Here is a 21,834-nt window from a genome sequence, read left to right on the forward strand (position 1 = left end):
CCAGAGTACAGACGATGCACAAAGACGGCAAGATTGGTCAAAGAGACTTATTGGGCCTGGAATTGGTAGAGGCTATGTCGCCCCAGGCGGCAGTCGATGCTGGGTTGAAGATTGTCCTTACTGGAGACCAGATCCAGCAGCGAGTAGCCGAGCTCGGAAGGCGAATTTCCAGAGACTACGCCGGTCGTAAACCGGTTCTGGTTGGGATCCTAAAAGGTGCGTTTGTGTTCATGGCCGATCTGTGTCGTCATATCGACATCCCTGTAGCCTTTGATTTCATGGCCGTTTCTAGTTATGGAGCAGCCACCAAATCCTCGGGCATCGTCCGCATAACCAAAGACCTCGATGCCGACATCACGGGCAAGGACGTGATAATAGTCGAGGACATCGTCTCGTCTGGCCTCACGCTCACGTATCTTCAGCGTGTCCTTCAGGCCCGTTCCCCCGCGAGCGTGGAAATGTGCGCCCTTCTGCTCAAGCAGGAACACCGCGTAAAAGAGGTCAACGCAAAGTACGTGGGCTTCGAGATCCCCGATGTTTTCGTCGTCGGCTACGGATTGGATTTGGCCGAACGCTTCAGGAACTTACCGTACATCGCAGCCCTCCAGGAGACCTAGTGGCAGAGGAGCGCAGGAAGACTTTCAAGGATTTACAAAAGACCGCAGTGCTTTTCCTTCTAGTGGCACTGCTTGCGTCGGCGGCTTTTCTAATCCGTGCTTACAAGGCGCGCTCTGCCCTTCAGCCCGTATCTCTAAGTGACTTCGAAAACGGTCTCGAAGCCGGAAACGTGATCCGTGTTCGGCTTTACGAAAAAGACGGCAGAGCTGACGCTTGGTACTCGGATGGATCGAAGGCCCTCGTGTATTTTCCGAAAGAATACACCTCGGATCTAGTCACTAAGATCCGCACGAAGCCCGATGTGGTGCTAGAGGTCAGTACCCAGAAAGATCCGTACTGGAAAACCCTTCTTTTCAATCTCGTCCAGGTCGTCGTACCAGTAGGGTTGGTAGCTCTCTTGTTGTGGTATCTCCTGTCCGGTCCAGCCGGAGGTGGCTTGGGTGGCAGAAATCCGTTTGCCAAGATTCGTTCTCGTCAACGAAAAGGAGAGGCATCCGACGTCACTTTTTCGGACGTAGCAGGCTTGGACGAAGCCGTCGAAGAGCTAAAAGAGGTGGCGGAGTTTTTGGAGCGCCCAGAGCGATTTAGAAAGCTAGGCGCCAAGGTACCGAAGGGGATCTTGTTGTACGGCCCGCCCGGAACAGGTAAGACTCTCCTTGCCAAAGCTGTTGCCGGAGAAGCGAAGGTCCCTTTCTTCTCGATTTCCGGTTCGGACTTCGTCGAGCTTTTCGTCGGAGTTGGAGCATCTCGGATACGGAGTCTCTTCCAGCAGGCCAAAAAAGAGAGTCCCGCTATTGTCTTCATCGACGAGATTGATGCCGTGGGCAGGCACCGGGGCTCGGGGCTCGGAGGTGGGCATGACGAGAGGGAACAAACCCTCAACCAGCTCCTCGTGGAAATGGATGGCTTCGACACCGACGAAGCTGTGATCTTGATCGCGGCAACCAACCGACCGGACATCCTAGATCCCGCCCTTCTAAGGCCGGGGCGCTTCGACCGTCAGATTGCAGTTGACCGTCCCGACCTCAACGGTCGCATCGGGATTCTGAAGGTGCACACCCGCGGAAAACCGCTAGAAGGGGGGGTGGACGTCGAAGTCCTCGCCCGAAGAACGCCGGGCTTTACTGGAGCAGACCTAGCCAACCTTGTGAATGAGGCGGCAATTCTGGCCGCAAGGGCGGGAAAGCCCTCGATCGGTCAGGATGAGTTCGACGAAGCGATCGAGCGCGTCTTAGCAGGCCCGGAAAAAAAGAGCAGAGTATTGACGGAAGAAGTCAAGCGGCGTATAGCCGTTCACGAGGCCGGTCATGCTCTCGTTGGGCACTTTTTGCCCAACAGCCACCCGATCCACAAAATCTCTATCATGCCGCGGGGCCGCACGCTGGGGTACACGATTTCGTTACCGGAAGCGGACCGCTACATCATGACCAGAAACGAGCTCTTGGACGAAATGGCTACACTCCTTGGAGGACGAGCAGCTGAAGAGTTCATTTTGGGCGATGTCAGCACCGGGGCTCAGGACGATATAGAAAAAGCGACCGCCTTGGCACGCCAGATGGTAGGAGAGTACGGGATGTCGGAGTCCATCGGGCCCCTCTTCATAGGGCCAAGATCTAACGAAGTGTTTTTGGGCAAGGAATTGGCGAGTCCAACCTCCCACTCCGAAAGCGTCGCAGCGGAAGTAGACAGTGAGGTACGCAAGCTGGTCAACGAAGCCCTGGTGAAGGCACGCTCGATAGTAGAGAGCCACACAGACGCAGTGGAAAGCTTAGTGGAACAGCTCCTCGATAAAGAGACGATTGACGCCGAGGAGCTCGACAGGATACTCGAGGAAGTCGACGTAGTCCAGCTAGCAAAAGAGGGAGTACTTATAAATGACCGCACAGGATGACAACTGGGCGAACACCGTAGTCTCGAAGGATCTCGGTCCTCGTGCTCTAGAACGGATCAAAGGGGCTGTGACCGACATTATGGAGGCACTCGGCGTTGATCTCGACCGGTCCGGTACGAAAGGAACTCCGGAGCGGGTAGCAAAGATGTACCTAGAAATTTTCTCTGGGATGTACGAGGATCCGGGCTCGGTCCTCGAAGTGATCTTTGAGGAAAACCACGACGAGATGGTTTTAGTAAAGGACATTCCCCTTTATTCGATGTGTGAACACCACCTGATGCCGTTTTTAGGCAAGGCACACGTTGCGTATCTCCCTAACGAAACCGGGCAAATAACCGGGTTGTCCAAGATCGCCAGGCTTGTAGACGTAATGTCGAAGCGTCCGCAGGTTCAGGAACGCCTCACCACTCAGATCGCGGACGTGCTCGAGGCGAAGCTCAATCCGAAAGGGGTACTCGTAGTGGTCGAGGCCGAACACCTGTGCATGACAATGCGGGGAGTCAAAAAACCGGGTTCGGTAACAGTAACGAGTGCCGTTCGGGGTATCTTCAAGACCGACGTCTCCACAAGAGCTGAGGCTCTAGCGCTTATACGGCCAGGTGCATGAAAGATGATGCCCGTTTTGCCCGAGGGGCGGCTCGAACTCAAAGAGTCACCGCCACTCGAAGGGCCTCCCTGGGCTAGAGTCCTGCGGGTGGTCGGATATAGAGAAGCAGCACGACTACTCGCAGCTCTAGGTGTTCCCGAGAGAGAGCTCGACCACTTGCGAGATCACGTTCTATACCGCCTCGTTCAAGTGGGACCGGTACACAACATAGTGGCACGGCGCCTTAGGCGACACTTTGCCCACATCGGAGGAGAAGCGGCTATCCCAGAGGGAGCCTACTCCGATCAGGGAGAGTGCGACATTATCTTGATGGGCCGGCTCGATCAGTTCGAGCAGCTGTGTAGAAGGTTGGACCTTTTGGGCCCCGATCTGAAATCGGTGGGTACGGTGATCCGAGCCGCGCTAGAGCGAGACACTGGCCTGAGAGGCAACTTTTTGGCCAAAGACAAAAAGATCCCCGCCGGAACGAGCACCAAAATCATGGGGATATTGAACGTAACTCCCGATTCTTTTTCCGACGGCGGGCTGTTCCTCGACCGCAACGCGGCCGTCCAACACGGCATCCGAATGTGGAAGGAAGGAGCTGATGTGATAGACGTGGGCGGCGCCTCGTCAAGACCCGGGGCCGAGCCTATTTCTGCGCAAGAACAGAAGCGTCGAATCCTGCCTGTCATAGAAGAGCTTGCCGCAAGCGTAGATGCCGTGATCTCAGTGGACACTTCCTCGGCGGAAGTGGCTGAAGCGGCACTCCAAGCGGGTGCTCACATAATTAACGACATCTCGGCCCTGCGCGACGACCCTGAGATGATAGATGTGGCGGTGGAGTCGGGTGCAGGCGTGATCCTGATGCACATGAGAGGGACCCCCAAGACGATGCAGGAGCTGACCGACTACAAAGACCTGCAGAGCGAGGTGTGGAAATTTTTAGCCGAGCGATCGGTGTGGGCTATGTCGAAGGGAGTTCGAAGAGAGTCGATAGCCATAGACCCGGGTATCGGATTCGCAAAAACTCCCGAGCAGAACCTTACGATCCTAAGGCGTCTAGGGGAGTTCAGAAGCTTAGGCCTTCCGGTGGTGGTGGGACCGTCTCGAAAGTCGTTTATAGGCAAGATTTTGGACCTCCCCGTAGAGGAACGTCTCGAAGGAACGGCGGCTGCCAGCGCCTGGGCTGTCTTCCAGGGAGCTTGGATGGTTCGAGTTCACGATGTTAAGCCCATAGCTAGAGTGTGCAGGATCATCGACGCAATCCTTACGTCCCCCTGAGCGACTCAGTTTTTGTCGTTGTGGCGCTGCTGGATAGACCAGCGTTTTAGAGGCTCCGTAACCGCCACGGCCAGGAATCCTGCCAATCCATATGCAGCGAGCTCCCACAGCGGCACCGCTTTCATCTGAAGGACTCGGCCAACCGGTGAGTATACGGCGATCAACAGCACTGTTATCATCCCCACCAGAAGAGGAAGAAGCACCGGATTGTACCTAGCACCGGCTCTCCAGAAAAATTCTTCGGGACACAGCTCCGCCAGAAGGATGGCTATGTCGCCTGCTATCAGTGTCGAAAAAGCCATCGTTCTCGCCTCCTCTACTGCGATCCCTTTAGCGTGGGCGATTATATAAACCCCGGTCATCACCATGAACAGGATCGATCCTGCTATCACCGGCCGAACCAGTCGATCTACGCTAGCTAGGTTGGCCTTGGGATTGCGAGGTGGTCTCGACATGAGGTCGTGCGAAGGTGGTGCGTTTTCGAAGGCTAGAGACACTGTTGGATGCAGCACGATCTCTAGGAGAACCAGGTGCAGCGGGAGAAGCAGCAGAGGAACACGCGCAAGTGGGACCACTAGAGCCGCCAACAACAAAGGGATGTGAAAAGCCACGAGATATGAGACGGCCTTGGACAGGTTGTCGAAGATACGGCGTCCGTGTGCTATAGCTGAGACGATGGTTGCGAAGTTGTCGTCGAGAAGGATCAAATCGGCAGAGGCCCTAGCTACTTCCGTCCCGCGCATTCCCATTGCCACCCCGATGTCCGCCTCTTTGAGGGCGGGAGCATCGTTGATCCCATCGCCAGTCATAGCCACTATCTCGCCTTGGACCTTGAGATGGCGCACAATGCTGAACTTCTGCTCGGGCCGAATGCGGGCCAGGACGACTGCCTGTTTTACGATTCGGTCGAACTCCTCCTCCGATGCAGAGTCGAGCTCGTCGCCGACTGCTACACTCAGCACACCACCGGGGCCGACTTCGGTCTGTCGCGATGCCGAATCCAGAAGTCCCAAACCTTCGGCTATTGCAGTAGCAGTCATGGGGTGATCGCCGGTGATCATCATGACTCTTATCCCAGCTCGCTTACACTGTTCAATTGCAGAAGACACCCCTTGTCTGGGAGTATCCGCGAACGCGACCACTCCCAGTAAGTCAAGTTGGGACTCATCTACTCCTCTTTCACCGGGGTTGTCGGATGCGGGCCCCGCTGCGATTGCTAATACTCGCATTCCCTTTCCAGCCAGGCGCAAGGCAAACTCCTCCGCATCTGCTCTGGTTTTTTCTCCAACTCTTGCGAGGGTCAAGATCGTTTCTGGGGATCCTTTGGCGAAGGTAACGTACCTTCCGTTGATTCGCCACACGTGCGACATGTACTTAGAGCACGGATCGAAGGGATAGTCCACAACCAACGTCTCGCGGCGAACCCTTGCTGTGTCGACCGACATCTTTTCCGCGTGTTCGAATATCGCTCTCTCTAAAGGATCAAAGGGATCCGGTTCACAGGCGAACATGGCGGCCTCGAGCACACGCCCGACGCTTCCGGTGACGGACCATACCTCGGCCACCGATAGCTTACCCTCGGTCAGAGTTCCCGTCTTGTCTGCACAAATCACGGTCGTCGATCCCAAAGCTTCGACGCTCGTAAGTCTCCGTACAAGCGCCCGATGGCGAGATAACCGCCAGGCACCCAAGGAAAGATACAAGGTAAAAACGACGGGGAACTCCTCCGGTACCGCAGCTATCCCAAGACTCACGCCTGCAGTGACAGCTGAGACGATACCGTGCCCGTACAAAAGCTCGAGGGAGGTGACGGAAGCGCAAAAGATGGCCGCCACCGCGCCTAACTGCAACACCAAGCGGCGGATCGCTCGTTGCAGCGGAGTCGCCTCGGGCTTAGAGTGAGCCACGGCCCTCGCGAGCTTCCCGTACTCGGTGTCAGCCCCCACCGCTTCGACGATGAAAAGGCCATGTCCTGCGAGGACAACGCTACCGGCCTTCAACTGAGAAGCGGAGCTATCGGCCAGAGGTGTGCCTGCAGCGATTTTCTCCACCGGAAAAGATTCACCTGTGAGTGGCGACTCGTCGACGCTAAGTTGTCGGGTCTCGATCACCCTTCCGTCGGCAGGAACAATGTCGCCCTCTTTGACCGAAACGACATCACCGCGGACGATTTCAGTCGCGAGAATCTCCGTGAAACGGCCATTTCTAAGCACGGTCGCTCTGGGGCGAGTAGTCTCCCTGAGTTTGTCGAGAGCGTTCTCTGCCCTCGCTTCCAGTACCAGGCCCACCGCCACAACTGGAATCACCGCAGCGAACGCTATCACCGCATCGAGGGCCTTGCCCACTACGGCATAAGTGACACCCGCGGCGATGAGCAACAGTGCCATCGGGTCGGAGAGGCCCTTCTCGAGTATCCAGAACAGTCCTCTCCGCACCTCCTCGGGAACGAGGACGTTCGGACCTACAGCTTGAGCCGTCTGGGATAATCGCCGTCGCACGGTACCAGGTGGGTACTCAGATCAGTTCGCCTCGTGCATAAAGAGCAAGTTTGTGGCAAGCAGAAGCATCTCCGATATCGATCACATCTCTCAAGACTTTGGACCGGCCTACGACAGACTCCAATATTCTCCAGGATGCGCTTCCTTTTCTGGGTAGCTCGGTAGTCAATACGAGCAACTGGACCGCCCCGCCAAGAGATGACTGGAGCACTGCGCCTCTGGCTATCACATCCCAAAGCGCATCCTTTGTGGAGAGCCCGCTCGGCACCGAAGTGTAAGAACCCGCCACTGCAAATGCCCACTTTCTTCCCGCCGAGTCCACAGCAACAAAATCAGCCGCGACTCGGGCGGGCCCGATAGTTTGCTTGACTCGGATATCAGCAAATCCCGCCTCTTTCAGTAACTCCAAGGCGTCAGACGTGACCGACACACCCCTACTGAGCCACCTCTTTCCGCCTGAGCTTTGGTTGTTTTGGGCGGCGCGAAGTTCTGCCTCGATTCGTCTTTTGGCCAATACGACGTATTCGCTGGTGGTGTCGAAGCCCAAATACCTCCTGCCCGTGCGTACTGCAGCCACTGCGGTGGTGCCAGAACCGATGAACGGATCAAGGACAACATCACCTTCGTAGCTGTAAAGCTGAATCAGCCTCATGGGAAGCTCGACCGGAAAGGGAGAGGGATGGCCGACGCGGGTGGCGCTCTCGGAGGGGATCTCCCACACATCGACCGTTGCCTCCAGAAACTCGTCTTTCGTGATTGTTGGGGTAGATGGCAAGCCCAACCGCTCCCTGGTTTCCTGAGGAATCGCCCGATCGAATCGGCCTTTCGAACCAACGATCACCCGCTCTGTTACATCCCGCAAGACAGGGTTCGCGGGATGAGCGAAGGTTCCCCATGCGCACGATCCCGAGGTCGTCCGCCCCTTGACCCACACGATCTCTCCTCGTAACAGGAACCCTAAATCCTGCAGTATTCCAACAACGTCCGCCGACAGCGACCTGTATGGCTTGCGACCCAAGTTGGCCACATTTACAGCTATTCGCCCGCCAGGCTCCAAGACTCGCATGCACTCAGAAAACACTTCGGCTAGGAGCCGTAGATACTCGATGTAATTGGAAGGAGTACCCGAGGCGCCAAGCTCTGCTTCGTACTCCTTACCAGAAAAGTACGGCGGTGACGTCACCACGAGGGCTACAGAGTTACAGGCGAGTTGGTGCATATCTCTGGCGTCCTGACAGAAGATCTCGTCTACAACACTGGGTTGGTTAATTGTCGAATCGTCGGAGATCTCTACAGAAGAAAAACGGCTGTAGAACGGCGCCGAGTCATGGCTCTCACGCTTCGAGGAGCCGAAGCTTAAAGTCCGAGTGCGGGCGGTCCGTCGTATTCTCTTAGGATTTGCCCCAGCCTCAGATCTCAACCGCTCGCCTCGCTGGGATTTGATCGAAGGGATTGAACGAGGAGACTGCCGCCGACCGCTATAACATTCGGGAACGCACTCGACGCCCTGGTCCGAAGCACCCAAACGGAGTCGTCGGTGAGAGCCAAGGAAACCATGGGATAGGCGGTTTTCTTTCCAGATTCAGGCCTGTCACGATCCATCTGTGTAGTGCGCTTGTCCCAGCATTTCCTTGAGCAATCCATAGGATAGTCGGTCCTCCGAGGTAGGTGCTGGCGGTGCCAGGGTGTCAGTCCCGCAGCGGTAGCAATAGTGGGTAGAGTCTCGGTACGCTAGCTATGCCACGTCCGGCGCTATATAGCGCCATATAGTTTTATCACCACTCGCCCGAGGATCCCGGTTCTTCGCTGCCGTCGCTCTGACATGATTCGGGCGCTTTCCGGTGCGTTCGGAGCACCTTTCAAGATAAGGATTGGCATGAATTATGATCCGGTGGTCCAAACGGGATCCAAAAATACCGTGGCAGCTACTACAAACTTCTTTCCCTAAAAGCTGCACCTTGGAAGAAAGCGTCCTATCTTTGGTTTGCAGTAACAGGCTCAGTGCTTTGGTGTCTCCTCATTGGTCATAGAGCCCCCAGTGGAATCTTGAGAGGAAAGAGTCTGGGTCTTTTTTCGTGTGGGTTTCGTCCTCCCTTATCGAGTCAAGCTCCGCTACTATCGATCCCTGCCTCAGATGGCGGGCTTCGCTTATAGGCCTACCTACAGTTTCCGCACATCTCGTGGATGCATAGCTAGTCACGCCTTAGTTACTGCGCCCCGAGACAACGGGGTTCAGCTCGGAAAACACACCAGACGGATTGTCTCTATACAACCACACATGCAACATCCAGCCAGTGTCGGAGACCCAGAAGCCCCGCTTTGACTGGCACTCTTCTCGGGGCATGATCGCCACCGAGCCCGACGCAAATATGCAGAGAGATTGGTGGAAGTGCCACTGAGCATTAGGGAAGTACTCGGGCGGCCGGGGAAAAGAGTCCTTGGAAAGTATATAGCCGACCGCGAGCAGCTCCCAGCCACCGCTGCTTCTTTCATACAGGAGCATGTTGGGCTGGGTTGGCTCGAAGGTGGTGGCTGGCGTGTTGGAAACTTTGACAAAGTGGGCCCCCATTTCCGGAAGCTCTCGGACCACAAGCCTAAATCCCTCGCTCTCGGCAACCGAAACTTCCCGATACTTCAAGGTCGCTGCCCTGATCTGGGCCAAGCGCTGATCGAGGAGATCTTGCGGGGCGCCGCTCAGCTGGGCGCCTTGGGCGTGCGCGTGGGCCGGTGCTGGTGAGTCTGACGCCAGGAGTCCTTCTCCAAAACCGATCTTTGCCGACCCGCTCTCGTTAGGGCCGCTAGACACTGGTTTCGAAAAGGTCCGGCCAAATACGGTCCCTGAAGCAAACAGTGCGGCAGCGGCAATCGATGCTCCAGCGATCCGGAGTGCCAGGCGTTTACGGGGAGAGCGACGCTGCTGATAAGCCCCCCGCTCGGCTCTTACCCCCCACTCTGGACCTAGACAGAGCGGATCGGGCTGTGTGCCCTCGGACAATGCCTGCATTAGATACCCCGCGGCCCCGGTCAATCCGATCCGGTGTTTTTCCTTCATCAGTTTAGCGTTCTCTCAGCACGCCCTCCCTCGCCCCGCTAGAATCCTTTTGATTTCCAGCTCCCAGTTGCTAGGAGGGCGTGCTTGCATCTGCTGTTTCACGCTGCAGCTGCTCGTCCCACCAAAGAAGGTGGTGGCACACGCTTCATCTCGACTCTAATGCACGCCCTCGTCGAGGTTGCGCCGGAAGATAAAATTTCGATATGTATCAATAGCGCTGTCAACCTCGAGCTTCCGCCTGAAGTCGAAGTTATCCCTGTCACCGTGGGCGGTCCGATGCAGAGGTTGTGGTTCGACAACCGGACATGGCGTAAGATCGCAGAGGAACACAACCCCGACGTGGCAGTGGCACTTCTTGGGTTCGGGGCGATTCGGCCACCTAGAAAAACGATCACTGTTCTCACTGATTACACTTACTTTTGCCCAAATCGCCACGTTGGCCGGAGCGCTCTTGAGCGGTTTGGGCTCCGCGCACAATTTTTGATCCTCAGAGCCTCGGCACGGCGAGCAAGCCGCGTGGTCGTTCCTTCGAGCACAATGGCCACGGCGGTTCAGAACGTCCTCGGGTTGCCGTACCAGATCGACGTTGTCCGCTTCGGGTGGACTGGCCCGATTCGGGATCCTGAAGCTGCCGATACTTACGACCGAGCCAGAGCCCTGCGACTCCTGTACGTGAGCCAACTCCAGCCCCACAAGGCACACTGGTCATTGCCGACGATCTTATCTGGTATTCGCCGCCAAGGCATCAACGCCAACCTTACTGTGGCTATAAACCGTCAGGACAATCCGCGTCTGTGGAAAATTTTCAACCAACGCATAGCAGTGGAAGGAGTCGCCTCCTCGTTTCGTGTTCTATCTTATCTTTCGGATGCCGATATAACTGCCTTGTACGAAAATGCAGATGTTTTCTTATTTCCGTCTTTGTGCGAGGCGTTCGGTTACCCTATGGTCGAAGCTGCTGCTGCTGGTCTTCCTATTGTTGCAGCAGACACCCCAACAAACAGGGAAATGCTTGGTCCGGGCGCTTTGTACTTTCGCCCGAATGACTTTCGTGCTGCAGTTAACCACGTGCTCACATTGGAACGCGACAAAGATCTTAGAATTGCAATTGCTAATGCAGCACAGACCCATCTACGTGCGCTTCTGCCTTCCCCCCGCGAATTCGGTACCTTATTTCATAAGCTATTAGTGGAAGTCGCGTATGGAGACTGAGATAATCGGTAACTCAGTAAACGCGGACGGGCGCAAACGCTTCTTAGTAGCAGTCTTAACACTAAATGACGAGTTGCAGATTGAGGCGTGTCTAAAAAGCGCAGCTGGTCTAGATGCTGACTTCCTAGTCGTCGACTCCGGCTCGACAGATTCAACAGTCGCAAAGGCAAAAGAACTTGGCGCCACAGTGCTGCACTATCCTTACGTCACAGAAGCGCGGACCCGCAATTGGATAATCGACTCGTGGGCTTCCAAATATGAGTGGCTCGTGTTTTTGGACTCCGATGAGCGACTGACCCCAGAACTTCGGGACGAGATCGCTTCACTACCCCCGCCACATAGAGGACCAAAAGGGTACAAGATGCGGAGGCGCATGTTCTTTCTGGGGAAGGAGCTTCGATTCGGAGGACATCAGGATGTATGGTTATTGCACGTTTTGCACCCTCCGGCAGCTAGAGTAGTCGAGCAGACCCGCACATTGGAGTATGTGCACGTACGAGGTCCGGTGGGAAAGCTGCATCACCCACTAATTCATGACAACCGAAAAGGCCTCAGCGCCTGGACACGAAAGCACGTATTTTATGCACGGAGGGAAGCAGAGGATCGGCTTGCCAGAAGACGTCGTGACCAAGACGTTTCAGAAAACCGAATAAAAGCATTTATACATGAAAGGATCTTGTCGCACGTTCCTCCTTTTTTCACTCCTGTACTGTTTTTTTGCTATCGCTACTTTTTCCGATTTGGATTCCTGGATGGCAAGGTAGGCTTGATCTACTACCTATTGCACGATTTTTGGTACCCTCTCTTAATCGCGGCAAAAATGTTTGAACTCCAGACCGGCCACAAGAAGAGATCGCGAAGGCAGGAGACGACACTAGCTGTCGAGGGTAATTGAGGCTGGCAAAAATCTTCACCACCGAAGAACCGACATTCGATTACGAGGCAGAGAACCGATTCTTTGCGACACGGATCGAAGACGCTCCGAATCTACCTTGGCTGATCGATGATCTGAGACTGTGGGTTCCCCAACCTCACGCCGCATTCAATGGGAAAAGGGTTTTGGAAATCGGATCGAGCGAGGGTGCCTTGGCGCGAACGGTCGTTGAGAACTTCGAACCCGAAATGTACGTCGCCCTAGACATCATTCAGCGCAGACTCATAGGAACCGAAAGGCTCCGACCGCGGCACAGCAATTTGTATGCAGTTACGGGCTCGGCTTTTGCACTTCCCATCGGGGATTGCAAATTCGACGTGATTTTGAACAACGGCACGCTGAATCACCTTCCACATATCGACGTTGCCGCTTGCGAGTTTGCACGGGTGCTGCGACCGGGCGGGGTCTACTTTGGTCGCGAGCCAAATGGGTACAATCCCGCAGTCCGCTGGATAAGTACGCGCAGTAAAGCGGCTAGTCCCAACACAGTGCCCGTTCTCGAGCGAAAAGTGAAAAAGTCGTTCGAGAATGCTGGCTTCGAAGTGTTCACCGACTTCTTCTGGCGACGGCTTCCCATGCTCAAGTACCGCTTCCTCGCGGTATCCTTGCGCATCCAAGCGACCAAGCGACCTTCCATTGCCGATAGCTAGCCCGGTCCACGTCCGAGCTGCACCATGGCAAAGACACTGAGAACCGAGACTCGAGAGCGCGTACGATCGATCATCCTCTCGCGCCCCAATCAGTACAACACGATCACGCCCACTATGAGAGACGAGCTGTCTGCGGCTATCGACGAGGCCGACCGCGACCCAGAGGTCAGAGTGATCCTTCTCAGGGCAGAAGGACCTGCCTTCTGTGCGGGCTACGGACTCGACTGGGCGACTTTGGCTCAGTCTAAGTCTGAACAGCTACCCCAAAGACGACAAAGCGGGGAGCAAAGCGGGGAGACCGCTACCTCGACAGAGCGCGTGTGGGACTCCGTCCAAGACTATCTGTACATGAGCCGCTTCGTCGACTGTTACATGAAGCTCTGGTACGCCAAGAAGCCCACGATCGCTGCCGTACATGGTTGGTGCATCGGAGGAGGTACTGACTTGGTTTTGTGTGCAGATATTATCGTCGCCGCACACAGCGCCAAGTTCGGCTATCCGCCGTCAAGAGTATGGGGTATCCCAACTACAGCAATGTGGGTGTACCGACTGGGACTCGAAAAAGCCAAGCGCTACTTACTTACAGGAGACGAAATCTCAGCCGAAACGGCTGCCCAGATAGGTCTCATCCTAGAAGCCGTTCCCGACGACAAGCTCGAATCCCACTCCTTCGACCTAGCTCGGCGGATGGCGATGCTTCCCCTGAATCAACTGATCATGATCAAGTTGCTATGCAACCAGACTGTCGAAAACATGGGATTCTTTTCGAGCCGCGTCCTTGGCACGATCTTTGACGGAGTAGCCCGCCACACTCAAGAGGGTCTCGATTTCGTGCAAAGAGCTCTCGAGGTTGGATGGAGGCAAGCAGTTCGGGAGCGTGACGACCCCTTTGGCGACTACGGATCTGCCAAACGGCCGTCCTGACTACTGTACTTTCAATTACGCATTTCTCGCTTCGACCGGTCGCGGTCGTCGGCGTTTTCGTCGTTTGCTGAAGATTCTTCCTGACTCTCGAGAGCGCCCGGTCGATGGCGTCGCGAACCCTGACTTGCTGTATCTAAAACTCGTGCGAAGGAAATAATTACTTGACCGCCGTATTAACTTTTATGTGGTGAGCACGATGACCATGTCACAGGATGCATCTCTTCAGATAATGCTTGAGCGCGTACGGGCATTGAAAGAGAAAGACAAGCCCGCGCGGGGAAAGTCGAAGTTTCCCGGTCTTCAAGGAATCAAACCGAGACACTTTTGCTGGATTATCAAGGGTCAGCTCGCAGCATCCGAGCGGCCAGGGGGTGCAACCAAAAGGCATCGCCGCGTGCGACGGGACGAGGAGCTGATCTGGATTCTCGAGTCAGAGATCACTCACATACTTTCACTGCTCCCGGCTACTCATAACATGAAAGCCTATGCCGACTTTGGAATACCAGCGACAAACATCGAGGTTTCGGCGTTTGAGGACCTGAGAGCGAAGCTTCCCCAGATATACGATTTCATTGACGCAAGTCGAGCCAAAGGCGAGGTTTTGTTGGTCCATATGGACGAGTTCAATGACGCCCTTGCAGGCATGTTGGCGGGGTATCTTCTCCACGCGAGCCTCTGCCAGCGAGTACAGCAGGCCACTGCGATCATGGAGCGCATCATCCGACGCCCACTAGGCCCCGACGCACGAGCAGTAGCTGCGCTGGGAAGTCGGTAAGTGTTTGGCAGAAACCGCTTCGTATCGGTACAGCATACACGTCAGGCTCCACCTTCGAAACCTGCAGCCTTCGAAACCTGCGGCCTCTCAGGCGGTTGATGCAACCTTCGATGAGCTAGGGTGTAGATCGCCTTCGACCTCTAGCCTGGGAGTCTCAGGCGGAGACGTTTTCTCGCCGCTCGGGGGCGCAGGGGGTTTGAAAACCACAAATCGGAAGTACACGAGCTTGGCAACCCACACCGAACCAAAGCCAGCCAAGTTGGCCAAGTTGATGTACACGAGGTTCGCAGGCCAAAGCGTGTTGGAAACGGTGATCGCTCCCTGACTCGCCAGAAATCCGGCTACCGATGCCCCAAGGTACTGAACGACTTGCTTTCGCGATGAGGTCTCCGGGTCCGCCCTGAACACCCAGCGCTGCTGGACCCTGAATACAGCCAGAGTGGCGGCCAAAAAGGCGAATGTCTTAGCCACCTGAGGTGCCAGCCCGAGCAGTTTTATTCCCCCGTTCAGGACGGCAAAGTCAATAATTGTTGCTAATACGCTGACGATTCCGTATTTCACAGTTGTCCGAGTGTGATGGTGATTGGAAATCTTCTTTATTTTTTCTTTCATTGCTCCTGTTCGCTATCTCTCCAGAGGGCATTTTTGTGCAAGTAGGGCTACAAGCGGGAGTCGAGGCTACGCCGACCCGCCGCTGAGCACTAAAGGACGGTCGAGTGGAATGTGTGCACAGGAAATCATAGTTCAGGGGTTGAGGCTCACAGGCAATCACGGCGTCACCCCGGCAGAGCGGGCTATGCCTCAACCATTCGAAGTCGATATTGTCGCAGAGACGGAGTCAGCGGACGCTCAGAAATCCGATCGTCTCGAGGACACAGTTGACTACGAGATGCTGTGTGCTCAGGCTCAAAAGGTTATCGCAGGACCCCCTTTTTCACTGCTGGAACGCGTAGCAGCCGAGATTGCAGAGGCCGTCCTGGATTTGGGAGGGATTGGTCGCGTGACTGTCACGGTCAAGAAGCTCCATCCTCCCATGGATTACGCGGTAGCATACACAGCCGCGAGGGTGACGCGACTCGCAAACCATCGAGATTCGACGTACCACGCTTCGATAGCGGCCGATTAGAAATGGATTCATCACGCAGCGAGATTGCCTACAAATCGGTGTACGCCTACGTTTCGCTCGGCTCCAACATGGGAAACAGGCGTGAGTACCTAAGATCGGCCATGCACGAGATAGCCCGATACGACGAAATCGAAGTCGTAGCGGCATCTTCGCTTTACGAAACCTCGCCAGTGGGGGGACCTCTGGGTCAGGGTCCGTACCTGAATGCTGTCGCACTGTTACGGACCCGTTTAGAGCCCGTGAAGCTATTGGAGGTGTGCCAACGAATCGAAGTATCAAACGGCCGACAGAGAGACGTACGCTGGGGTCCTCGAACTCTTGACATCGATATTTTGACCTGGGGGCAAATATCGCTGAGCACTGGCGCTCTGACGATCCCCCATCCCCGTATGTACGATCGCCTGTTCGTGCTGGAACCGTTGCTAGAACTCGGCTTCATAGATGGCGCAGGCCTCGATGAGGAGAGGGCGAATCAAAGATTCTGTGAGCTACGCGCCGACCCGAGCCAGAAGGTCGCAATCGTACAAGATCGGCGCTGGTGGTTTAGGGAAACTCCTGTATAATCGTGCATGACCGTGCTGGATGACCGAGTCCGGCATCCCTTCATGGGAGCTGGAACGGAGGGAGTCCGTGGATCGTAAACGCGAAACCGCTCGTTCGGGCGGTGGACAATTGATCGATGAATACCACGCGGCACGACTGGCCGTAGTGGGAACTGGCAGGGTGGGAAGTACTCTCGCTCGTAGCTTGGCGGGCGCTGGCTGGAACGTCTGCACCGTAATGGGCTCCTCGCCTAGGTCTACTTCCTCGCACCGACTCGCAACCGAGCTAGGATGTGAGGTTGCATCGGGCTATGAGAGCCTACTAGAGAAAGCGGACGTTGTTCTCTTGTGCGTCCCTGACTCGGTCCTGGAAGAGACGGCGACCGCACTGGCGCAGATTTCCGATTGGGGGAACGACCGATCGCAGCGCCGGCTAGTGGGGCACACTTCCGGTTCGCACGGAATCTCAGTGCTGAGGCAACTTGCGTCGCTTGGATGGTCGGTGTTCTCCCTTCATCCCGTCGTATCCATAGCCCATCCCGACTCCGGACCAGAGGTTCTAAAGGGTAAATACGCTGGAATAACCGCATCGCGCGCCGCATTGCCGGTGGCACAGGAGATGGCTGTATCACTCGGGATGATACCTTTCGAGGTCTATGAAGAACACAGGCCCGCTTATCATCTCGCGTGCTCCATGGCTTCGAATTTTTTGGTGACCCTGTTGGCCATAGCAGAGCAGATTACCGAGGGAGTGGGGATAAAGCAGGGTGCCTCCATTTTCGTGCCGCTTGTAGAAAGCACCGTCGCCAACCTGGGAGTGATGTCTCCAATGCAGGCACTTACTGGACCCATTGCAAGAGGAGACGTCCCCACGGTGAGAGCACACCTGGCAGCATTAGAGAAATCTATTCCCCGACTGATCCCCTGTTATCTCGAGTTAGCAACCGCCACCTTAGACGTGGCACGTCTCGACGCTGTGAAACGGGAACAAATGGAGACTCTTATATCCGAGTGGAAACTCCGCGTACTCGACATGGAGACACCAGCGCGGGAAAGTCGCGCCTTGAACGAGGCATCGGCGAGTGGACTCGAGGCTACTAAGGCTTGGCATCGTGGCCGGATTGTTCCGTCTTGAGGAGCCAGGCTCAGCCATGGAACTTCTAGAGACCAAATTGGAGATGACGAAACTCTCGAGATCGTGGAGGCGCGACGGTCTAGAGATCGGGTTCGTGCCAACCATGGGTGCCCTCCACGAAGGACACCTCTACCTGATGCGCCGAGCCCGCCAAGACTGTGATCGCCTGGTCGTATCTGTATTCGTAAATCCCTTGCAGTTCGGTGCGGGGGAAGATCTCGACGCCTACCCCCGCGACCTAGAAAACGATGCTCGGCTTGCCGAAAAAGTCGGTTGCGACGCTCTCTTTGCTCCCAGCGTTGTCGAGATGTATCCGCATAAAGTAGAGACAAAAGTAACCGTGGAAGGACCTTCCCAAGGACTGTGCGGAGGGTCCAGGCCCGGACACTTTGATGGCGTAGCCACCGTCGTTGCAAAGCTATTCAACATCGTCGAACCGGACAGAGCCTACTTTGGTAAAAAAGACGCTCAGCAGCTCGCTGTAGTGAGGAAAATCGTCGACGACCTCGACTTCCCCGTTTCTATCGTCGGCTGCCCCACCGTTAGAGAACCTGACGGTTTGGCGTATTCAAGTCGTAACCAATACCTAAAGAAAGAAGCCCGGACCGCAGCAGTGTGTCTGTTTGGAGGTCTTCTCGAAGCCGCAAAACTACTTGAAAGCGGCGAGAGGCGTGCGGATCGTCTCGAGAAGGCCGTCGCAAGCGTGGTCGACGCTGAGCCGCTAGCGCGTCTCGACTACGCAGAACTTCGTGACTCCACGACAATCGACAAACTCGATAGGGTTCCTGAAAACGGTGAGGCGATCCTGGCAGTCGCAGCATATTTATCGAATCCGGGGCAAGACGCCCCCGCTGCTCGTCTCATCGATAACGTGTTCATACTGTCCAAGGATGGGAGAGTATCGATCGACAAAGGTGTTGTAATATCGGGCTTCGCATCCTTAGCGGAGAACCGGGTGGGATAGGCTGGATGGAGAGGTGCCGCAAGTGACGCGAACCATGCTCAAATCGAAAATCCATAGGGTGACAGTTACCGATGCGAGCCTCGATTACATAGGGAGCATCACTCTCGACTCCACTCTCATGAAGGCAGCGGACATTCTCCCCAATGAACAGGTCCACGTCCTTAATCTGAGCAACGGAGCTAGGTTTGAGACCTATGCAATAGAGGCAGAGGCTGACTCTGGGACAGTATGTGTCAACGGAGCAGCTGCGCGACTCGTCAGCCCAGGAGACAAAGTCATAATCCTTACCTACACGACTCTTTCCGACGAAGCGGCCAAGAAATGGTCGCCCTCGGTCATTTTCGTTGACGAGAAGAACCGGATTGTCGTTACTTCTGGAGGACCCGGAAGCGAATAAAGAAGGCGCATCCCCCACGAGGGCGACTCGGAGAGCGGTCCTTCGCGCATTGTGCGAGGACCTGGTCGGCCATGCCGAGGGGATCTCAATGAGCTCCACAGCAGAGGGGCACGCCCACAACTTGGGCGAATTGATCGAAGATTTTTTCAGTTGTGATCCCACATCTGTTGCGCTTACAAAGCTGATCGACGAATCCGTCAAAGGCAGCATCAATGCCAAGAAGGCAGCCGATCCGACATCGATCAGAGCTGAAGGCGTATTCATAGCAAAAAAGGAGGGGGTATTGGCAGGTACGCTCCCCGCATCCCTAAGTGTTCAGGTCTTGGATACCGACGCCCAAGTGCACTGGGATGTATCGGAAGGCGAGCTATTCAGCCCAGGAGATTCTTTGGGAACGGTAAACGGTTGTTTGCAGGCCCTCCTGTGCGCAGAACGGACCGCTCTCAACTTTCTTTGTCACCTGAGTGGAGTAGCGACGCTCGCAAGAGCTTTTGTGGAAGAAGCTAGAAAGCACAATTCTGAGGTGGTAGTAAGGGACACCAGAAAAACGCTTCCAGGCCTCCGCCTCTTCGAAAAAGAAGCTGTGCGGGCAGGTGGAGCTGCAAATCACCGGATAGGCTTGTACGACGGAATCCTCGTAAAAGACAATCACTTGAGTGCCGCAACGTCGCTTGGCATTTCGCATCGAGATGCTCTTTTTAGCCTAGTAGCTCAATGCAGGAAAAAATTCCCGGCGCTTGTCGTAGAAGTCGAGGCGGATGACGAAACACAGGCCGAGATGGCAGCTGAAGCCGGAGCCGACATAGTCCTCTGCGACAACATGTCACCCGAAGCCGTGAGGCGGGTGGTTGAAGCGGTGAGAGGTCGCGCTAAAGTCGAGGCCTCGGGACGGATCACTTTGGACAACATAGGGAGTTATGCAGCCGCAGGCGCGGACTATATCGCTGTAGGGTCTATCACCCACTCGGCTCCGGCAATAGACATCTCGTTTGAGATTCGAAAGGCGTGGTGCGCCTGATTGTGAGAGTGGAACCAGGAAACGAGTAATGCTCCTTGCTATAGACGTTGGAAACACTCAAACGGTATTGGGTCTCTTTGACGACAAGGCTGTTCGAGACGCCCTAAGAGCACACTGGCGGATATCTACGGAGGAAAGCCGCACAGCTGATGAGCTAGCCCTGATCCTGCGCCAACTTGTCGACTCTGCAGGATTCAGGATCGAAGAAGTCCGCAGTGTCGCTTTGTGCTCGGTCGTCCCAAAGGTAACGGCGTCCTTGAGAGCGGTGTGCGCTAAGCATTTAGGCGTAGATCCTCTGGTTCTCGCTCCAGGCGTAAAAAGCGGCATGCCCATCCTCTACGACAACCCCAAAGAGGTCGGAGCCGACCGAGTTGCCAACGGGGTTGCGGCTTACGAGGAGTACGGAGGGCCTGCAATTGTGGTTGACTTTGGCACTGCCACGACCTTCGATGCCATAAGTAAGGACGGCGAGTACTTGGGAGGGGCCATTGCACCCGGAATTGAGGTTGCCTCAAGAGCTCTTTTCGACGCCGCAGCCGGACTGCGCCGAGTGGAGCTTGTAGCACCAAGACAAGCAATAGGTAGGAACACCACTGAGAGCCTCCAGTCCGGTATCGTCTTCGGGGTAGCCGGGCAAGTTGACTCGATGATCGAGCGGATCCGTAACGAGTTGGACGGAGACGTGGTCACGATCGCCACGGGAGGGTTGGCCCCGTTGGTCATATCCCACTGCAAGCTCGTCCAACACCATGATGCCTTCCTCACACTGAAAGGGCTTGTAATCATTTACAGGCGGAACGGATAGATCTTGGGCTCCGACTCCCTATTCAAGCCGACCACAACCTCTGCCGACCTTAGAGTCCGCTATGCGTCGTTGCAGCCAGATTCCACAACGGGAGATCTGGCGGCAGTTGCCGGGAGAGTGGTAGCGCACAGGGACACAGGCAAGCTAGTCTTTGCCGTGATCAAGGATGGAAGTGGGACGATACAACTTTTCTGTCCTGCCTCTATTGGCGATCCCTCCTTTCGAACAGCCAAAGATTTGATTCTCGGCGACATAGTGGGCGCCGAAGGAGAGGTCCTGACGACCAAAACAGGCGAACTGTCCATACGTCCAGAGAAGCTAGTCCTCATCACAAGGCCCAAACGCCCTCTACCAGGTAAGTGGCACGGTATCACCGACGTCGAGACCCGATACCGGAAGCGCTATCTGGATTTCATTCTCAATGACGATGCCAGGGCTGTCCTAGTCGCTCGGGCAAAAGTGCTCGCCTCAATTAGGCACACGCTGGACCAACAGGGATTTCTCGAGGTCGAAACCCCAATTTTACAGCCACTTCCCGGCGGTGCAGCTGCCCGACCTTTCGTGGCCCGCTACGAGGCTCTCGAGACCGATGTTTACCTGCGCGTAGCTCCCGAGCTTTACCATAAGCGAATCCTCGTGGGGGGAATCGAGCGCATTTATGAAATCGGACGCTGCTTTAGAAACGAGGGGATCTCCACTCGCCACAACCCAGAATTCACCATGCTCGAGGCCTACATGGCTTATGGAAATTACAAGGACATGATGGTACTCACCCAGAAGCTGGTAGCAGACGCAGCCACGGCTTGCACTGGCAAAACCAAGATAGAGTACCGCGGCATGACAATAGACCTTGCTGCCCCATGGAAAGAGGTCCCCATGCTCGACCTAGTAGCCGAGGTATCGGGCATGGAGTTTGGTCCGGAAACCCCAGTAGAAAATGCGCAAGCCGCTGCCCGCTCCCTCGGCCTTGAAGTCGATGAGTCCTGGGGCGTAGGAAAGCTCGCCTTTTATATCTACGACAAAGTCTGCGAGAGCAAACTCGACAAACCTACCTTCGTAACGGGATTTCCGGTCGAGGTAAGTCCTCTAGCCAAACCATCACCGGAAAATCCGTGGATAGCAGAGCGATTCGAGGCGGTCATAGCCGGACGCGAGCTAGTAAATGCATTCAGTGAGCTTTCAGACCCTGACGAGCAGGCAAGGCGCTTACAAGAACAGGCACGGAAGAGGGCTGCTGGCGACGAGGAAGCAATGGTTTATGACGAGGACTTCGTCACGGCTCTTGAGTATGGGATGCCTCCTGCAGGTGGATTGGGAATGGGCATTGATCGTTTGGTGATGCTGTTGACGAATAGCACCTCGATACGCGAGGTAATAGCCTTTCCTCAGTTGCGCCCCGAGCGACAATAGGAAGATGCGGCAG

The 21,834-nt window shown here is 55.5% G+C and carries 22 protein-coding genes; 17 read left to right on the forward strand and 5 right to left on the reverse strand.

The window, feature by feature from the left end; translation table 11 throughout:
• The first annotated feature begins 74 nt into the window (after window positions 1-74).
• Genes hpt through folP form a run of 4 tightly spaced genes read left to right on the forward strand, consistent with a single transcriptional unit; the run spans window position 75 to window position 4,379 of the window.
• A complete protein-coding gene (gene hpt / locus C4318_04815) occupies window positions 75-617 on the forward strand; it encodes a hypoxanthine phosphoribosyltransferase (protein ID MER3454464.1) in 543 nt (180 codons plus the stop codon).
• A gap of 47 nt (window positions 618-664) precedes the next feature.
• Window positions 665-2,509, forward strand: coding sequence for a cell division protein FtsH (locus C4318_04820; GenBank protein MER3454465.1), 1,845 nt, complete (start codon window positions 665-667; stop codon window positions 2,507-2,509).
• On the forward strand, window positions 2,493-3,116 hold the full coding sequence (gene folE / locus C4318_04825; protein MER3454466.1) for a GTP cyclohydrolase I FolE: 624 nt from the start codon (window positions 2,493-2,495) through the stop codon (window positions 3,114-3,116). Before C4318_04820 ends, folE begins: the two co-directional genes overlap by 17 nt.
• A 3-nt stretch (window positions 3,117-3,119) precedes the next feature.
• Entirely contained in the window at window positions 3,120-4,379 is a 1,260-nt protein-coding gene (gene folP, locus C4318_04830) for a dihydropteroate synthase (GenBank protein ID MER3454467.1), read from the forward strand.
• A gap of 5 nt (window positions 4,380-4,384) precedes the next feature.
• Here the strand turns inward: folP and C4318_04835 are convergent, their stop codons facing one another.
• From C4318_04835 to C4318_04850, 4 genes are all read right to left on the reverse strand, one after another.
• Complete coding sequence (locus tag C4318_04835) at window positions 4,385-6,877, reverse strand: hypothetical protein (GenBank protein ID MER3454468.1); 2,493 nt, start codon at window positions 6,875-6,877, stop codon at window positions 4,385-4,387.
• 16 nt (window positions 6,878-6,893) lie between these two features.
• Window positions 6,894-8,264, reverse strand: a complete 1,371-nt coding sequence (locus C4318_04840) for a hypothetical protein (protein ID MER3454469.1) — start codon at window positions 8,262-8,264, stop codon at window positions 6,894-6,896.
• Window positions 8,265-8,293: 29 nt separating this feature from the next.
• Window positions 8,294-8,521, reverse strand: a complete 228-nt coding sequence (locus C4318_04845) for a hypothetical protein (protein MER3454470.1) — start codon at window positions 8,519-8,521, stop codon at window positions 8,294-8,296.
• 559 nt (window positions 8,522-9,080) lie between these two features.
• Window positions 9,081-9,929: a hypothetical protein gene (locus tag C4318_04850; protein MER3454471.1), complete on the reverse strand. Its 849-nt coding sequence runs from the start codon at window positions 9,927-9,929 to the stop codon at window positions 9,081-9,083.
• Between the two features lie 84 nt (window positions 9,930-10,013).
• Here C4318_04850 and C4318_04855 point away from each other — a divergent pair, with 84 nt between their 5' ends.
• The 5 genes from C4318_04855 to C4318_04875 all read left to right on the forward strand — a co-directional run bounded on the left by C4318_04855 (window position 10,014) and on the right by C4318_04875 (window position 14,424).
• Entirely contained in the window at window positions 10,014-11,141 is a 1,128-nt protein-coding gene (locus C4318_04855; GenBank protein ID MER3454472.1) for a hypothetical protein, read from the forward strand.
• Window positions 11,131-12,036 carry a hypothetical protein gene (locus tag C4318_04860; protein ID MER3454473.1) on the forward strand — a complete coding sequence of 302 codons (906 nt, stop codon included), beginning with the start codon at window positions 11,131-11,133 and terminating at the stop codon, window positions 12,034-12,036. The genes C4318_04855 and C4318_04860 overlap by 11 nt, the downstream gene beginning before the upstream one ends.
• A complete protein-coding gene (locus C4318_04865; GenBank protein MER3454474.1) occupies window positions 12,033-12,725 on the forward strand; it encodes a hypothetical protein in 693 nt (230 codons plus the stop codon). Before C4318_04860 ends, C4318_04865 begins: the two co-directional genes overlap by 4 nt.
• A gap of 24 nt (window positions 12,726-12,749) precedes the next feature.
• Window positions 12,750-13,649 (forward strand): enoyl-CoA hydratase, encoded by a 900-nt coding sequence (locus tag C4318_04870; GenBank protein ID MER3454475.1) that lies wholly within the window; start codon window positions 12,750-12,752, stop codon window positions 13,647-13,649.
• Window positions 13,650-13,833: 184 nt separating this feature from the next.
• On the forward strand, window positions 13,834-14,424 hold the full coding sequence (locus C4318_04875; protein ID MER3454476.1) for a hypothetical protein: 591 nt from the start codon (window positions 13,834-13,836) through the stop codon (window positions 14,422-14,424).
• A gap of 87 nt (window positions 14,425-14,511) precedes the next feature.
• Here C4318_04875 and C4318_04880 read toward each other — a convergent pair whose 3' ends face one another.
• Window positions 14,512-15,036 (reverse strand): hypothetical protein, encoded by a 525-nt coding sequence (locus tag C4318_04880; protein MER3454477.1) that lies wholly within the window; start codon window positions 15,034-15,036, stop codon window positions 14,512-14,514.
• Between the two features lie 109 nt (window positions 15,037-15,145).
• Between C4318_04880 and folB the strand changes: the two genes are divergently transcribed.
• The 8 genes from folB to lysS all read left to right on the forward strand — a co-directional run bounded on the left by folB (window position 15,146) and on the right by lysS (window position 21,821).
• Window positions 15,146-15,550, forward strand: coding sequence for a dihydroneopterin aldolase (folB, locus tag C4318_04885; protein ID MER3454478.1), 405 nt, complete (start codon window positions 15,146-15,148; stop codon window positions 15,548-15,550).
• Window positions 15,551-15,552: 2 nt separating this feature from the next.
• Complete coding sequence (gene folK, locus C4318_04890; GenBank protein MER3454479.1) at window positions 15,553-16,113, forward strand: 2-amino-4-hydroxy-6-hydroxymethyldihydropteridine diphosphokinase; 561 nt, start codon at window positions 15,553-15,555, stop codon at window positions 16,111-16,113.
• A gap of 19 nt (window positions 16,114-16,132) precedes the next feature.
• Window positions 16,133-17,227 (forward strand): hypothetical protein, encoded by a 1,095-nt coding sequence (locus C4318_04895; GenBank protein ID MER3454480.1) that lies wholly within the window; start codon window positions 16,133-16,135, stop codon window positions 17,225-17,227.
• A gap of 16 nt (window positions 17,228-17,243) precedes the next feature.
• Window positions 17,244-18,191: a pantoate--beta-alanine ligase gene (locus tag C4318_04900; GenBank protein ID MER3454481.1), complete on the forward strand. Its 948-nt coding sequence runs from the start codon at window positions 17,244-17,246 to the stop codon at window positions 18,189-18,191.
• Window positions 18,192-18,213: 22 nt separating this feature from the next.
• A complete protein-coding gene (locus C4318_04905) occupies window positions 18,214-18,588 on the forward strand; it encodes an aspartate 1-decarboxylase (GenBank protein MER3454482.1) in 375 nt (124 codons plus the stop codon).
• An 88-nt stretch (window positions 18,589-18,676) separates the two neighbouring features.
• Window positions 18,677-19,606: a nicotinate-nucleotide diphosphorylase (carboxylating) gene (gene nadC / locus C4318_04910; GenBank protein MER3454483.1), complete on the forward strand. Its 930-nt coding sequence runs from the start codon at window positions 18,677-18,679 to the stop codon at window positions 19,604-19,606.
• 28 nt (window positions 19,607-19,634) lie between these two features.
• Entirely contained in the window at window positions 19,635-20,411 is a 777-nt protein-coding gene (locus C4318_04915; protein ID MER3454484.1) for a type III pantothenate kinase, read from the forward strand.
• Window positions 20,412-21,821: a lysine--tRNA ligase gene (gene lysS / locus C4318_04920; protein ID MER3454485.1), complete on the forward strand. Its 1,410-nt coding sequence runs from the start codon at window positions 20,412-20,414 to the stop codon at window positions 21,819-21,821.
• Window positions 21,822-21,834: the final 13 nt, after the last annotated feature.

The sequence above is a fragment of the Acidimicrobiia bacterium genome (assembly GCA_040289475.1).
GTDB lineage: Bacteria > Actinomycetota > Acidimicrobiia > ATN3 > PSLF01 > PSLF01.

What these genes read in the sequence shown, in the direction of transcription:
- hpt (MER3454464.1), top strand. Translation starts at nt 75, where the DNA reads ATGTCGCCCCAGGCGGCAGTCGATGCTGGGTTGAAGATTGTCCTTACT.
- folE (MER3454466.1), top strand. Translation starts at nt 2,493, where the DNA reads ATGACCGCACAGGATGACAACTGGGCGAACACCGTAGTCTCGAAGGAT.
- folP (MER3454467.1), top strand. Translation starts at nt 3,120, where the DNA reads ATGATGCCCGTTTTGCCCGAGGGGCGGCTCGAACTCAAAGAGTCACCG.
- C4318_04845 (MER3454470.1), bottom strand. Translation starts at nt 8,521, where the DNA reads ATGGATTGCTCAAGGAAATGCTGGGACAAGCGCACTACACAGATGGAT.
- C4318_04850 (MER3454471.1), bottom strand. Translation starts at nt 9,929, where the DNA reads ATGAAGGAAAAACACCGGATCGGATTGACCGGGGCCGCGGGGTATCTA.
- C4318_04860 (MER3454473.1), top strand. Translation starts at nt 11,131, where the DNA reads ATGGAGACTGAGATAATCGGTAACTCAGTAAACGCGGACGGGCGCAAA.
- C4318_04870 (MER3454475.1), top strand. Translation starts at nt 12,750, where the DNA reads ATGGCAAAGACACTGAGAACCGAGACTCGAGAGCGCGTACGATCGATC.
- C4318_04880 (MER3454477.1), bottom strand. Translation starts at nt 15,036, where the DNA reads ATGAAAGAAAAAATAAAGAAGATTTCCAATCACCATCACACTCGGACA.
- folB (MER3454478.1), top strand. Translation starts at nt 15,146, where the DNA reads ATGTGTGCACAGGAAATCATAGTTCAGGGGTTGAGGCTCACAGGCAAT.
- folK (MER3454479.1), top strand. Translation starts at nt 15,553, where the DNA reads ATGGATTCATCACGCAGCGAGATTGCCTACAAATCGGTGTACGCCTAC.
- C4318_04895 (MER3454480.1), top strand. Translation starts at nt 16,133, where the DNA reads ATGACCGAGTCCGGCATCCCTTCATGGGAGCTGGAACGGAGGGAGTCC.
- C4318_04900 (MER3454481.1), top strand. Translation starts at nt 17,244, where the DNA reads ATGGAACTTCTAGAGACCAAATTGGAGATGACGAAACTCTCGAGATCG.
- nadC (MER3454483.1), top strand. Translation starts at nt 18,677, where the DNA reads ATGAGCTCCACAGCAGAGGGGCACGCCCACAACTTGGGCGAATTGATC.
- C4318_04915 (MER3454484.1), top strand. Translation starts at nt 19,635, where the DNA reads ATGCTCCTTGCTATAGACGTTGGAAACACTCAAACGGTATTGGGTCTC.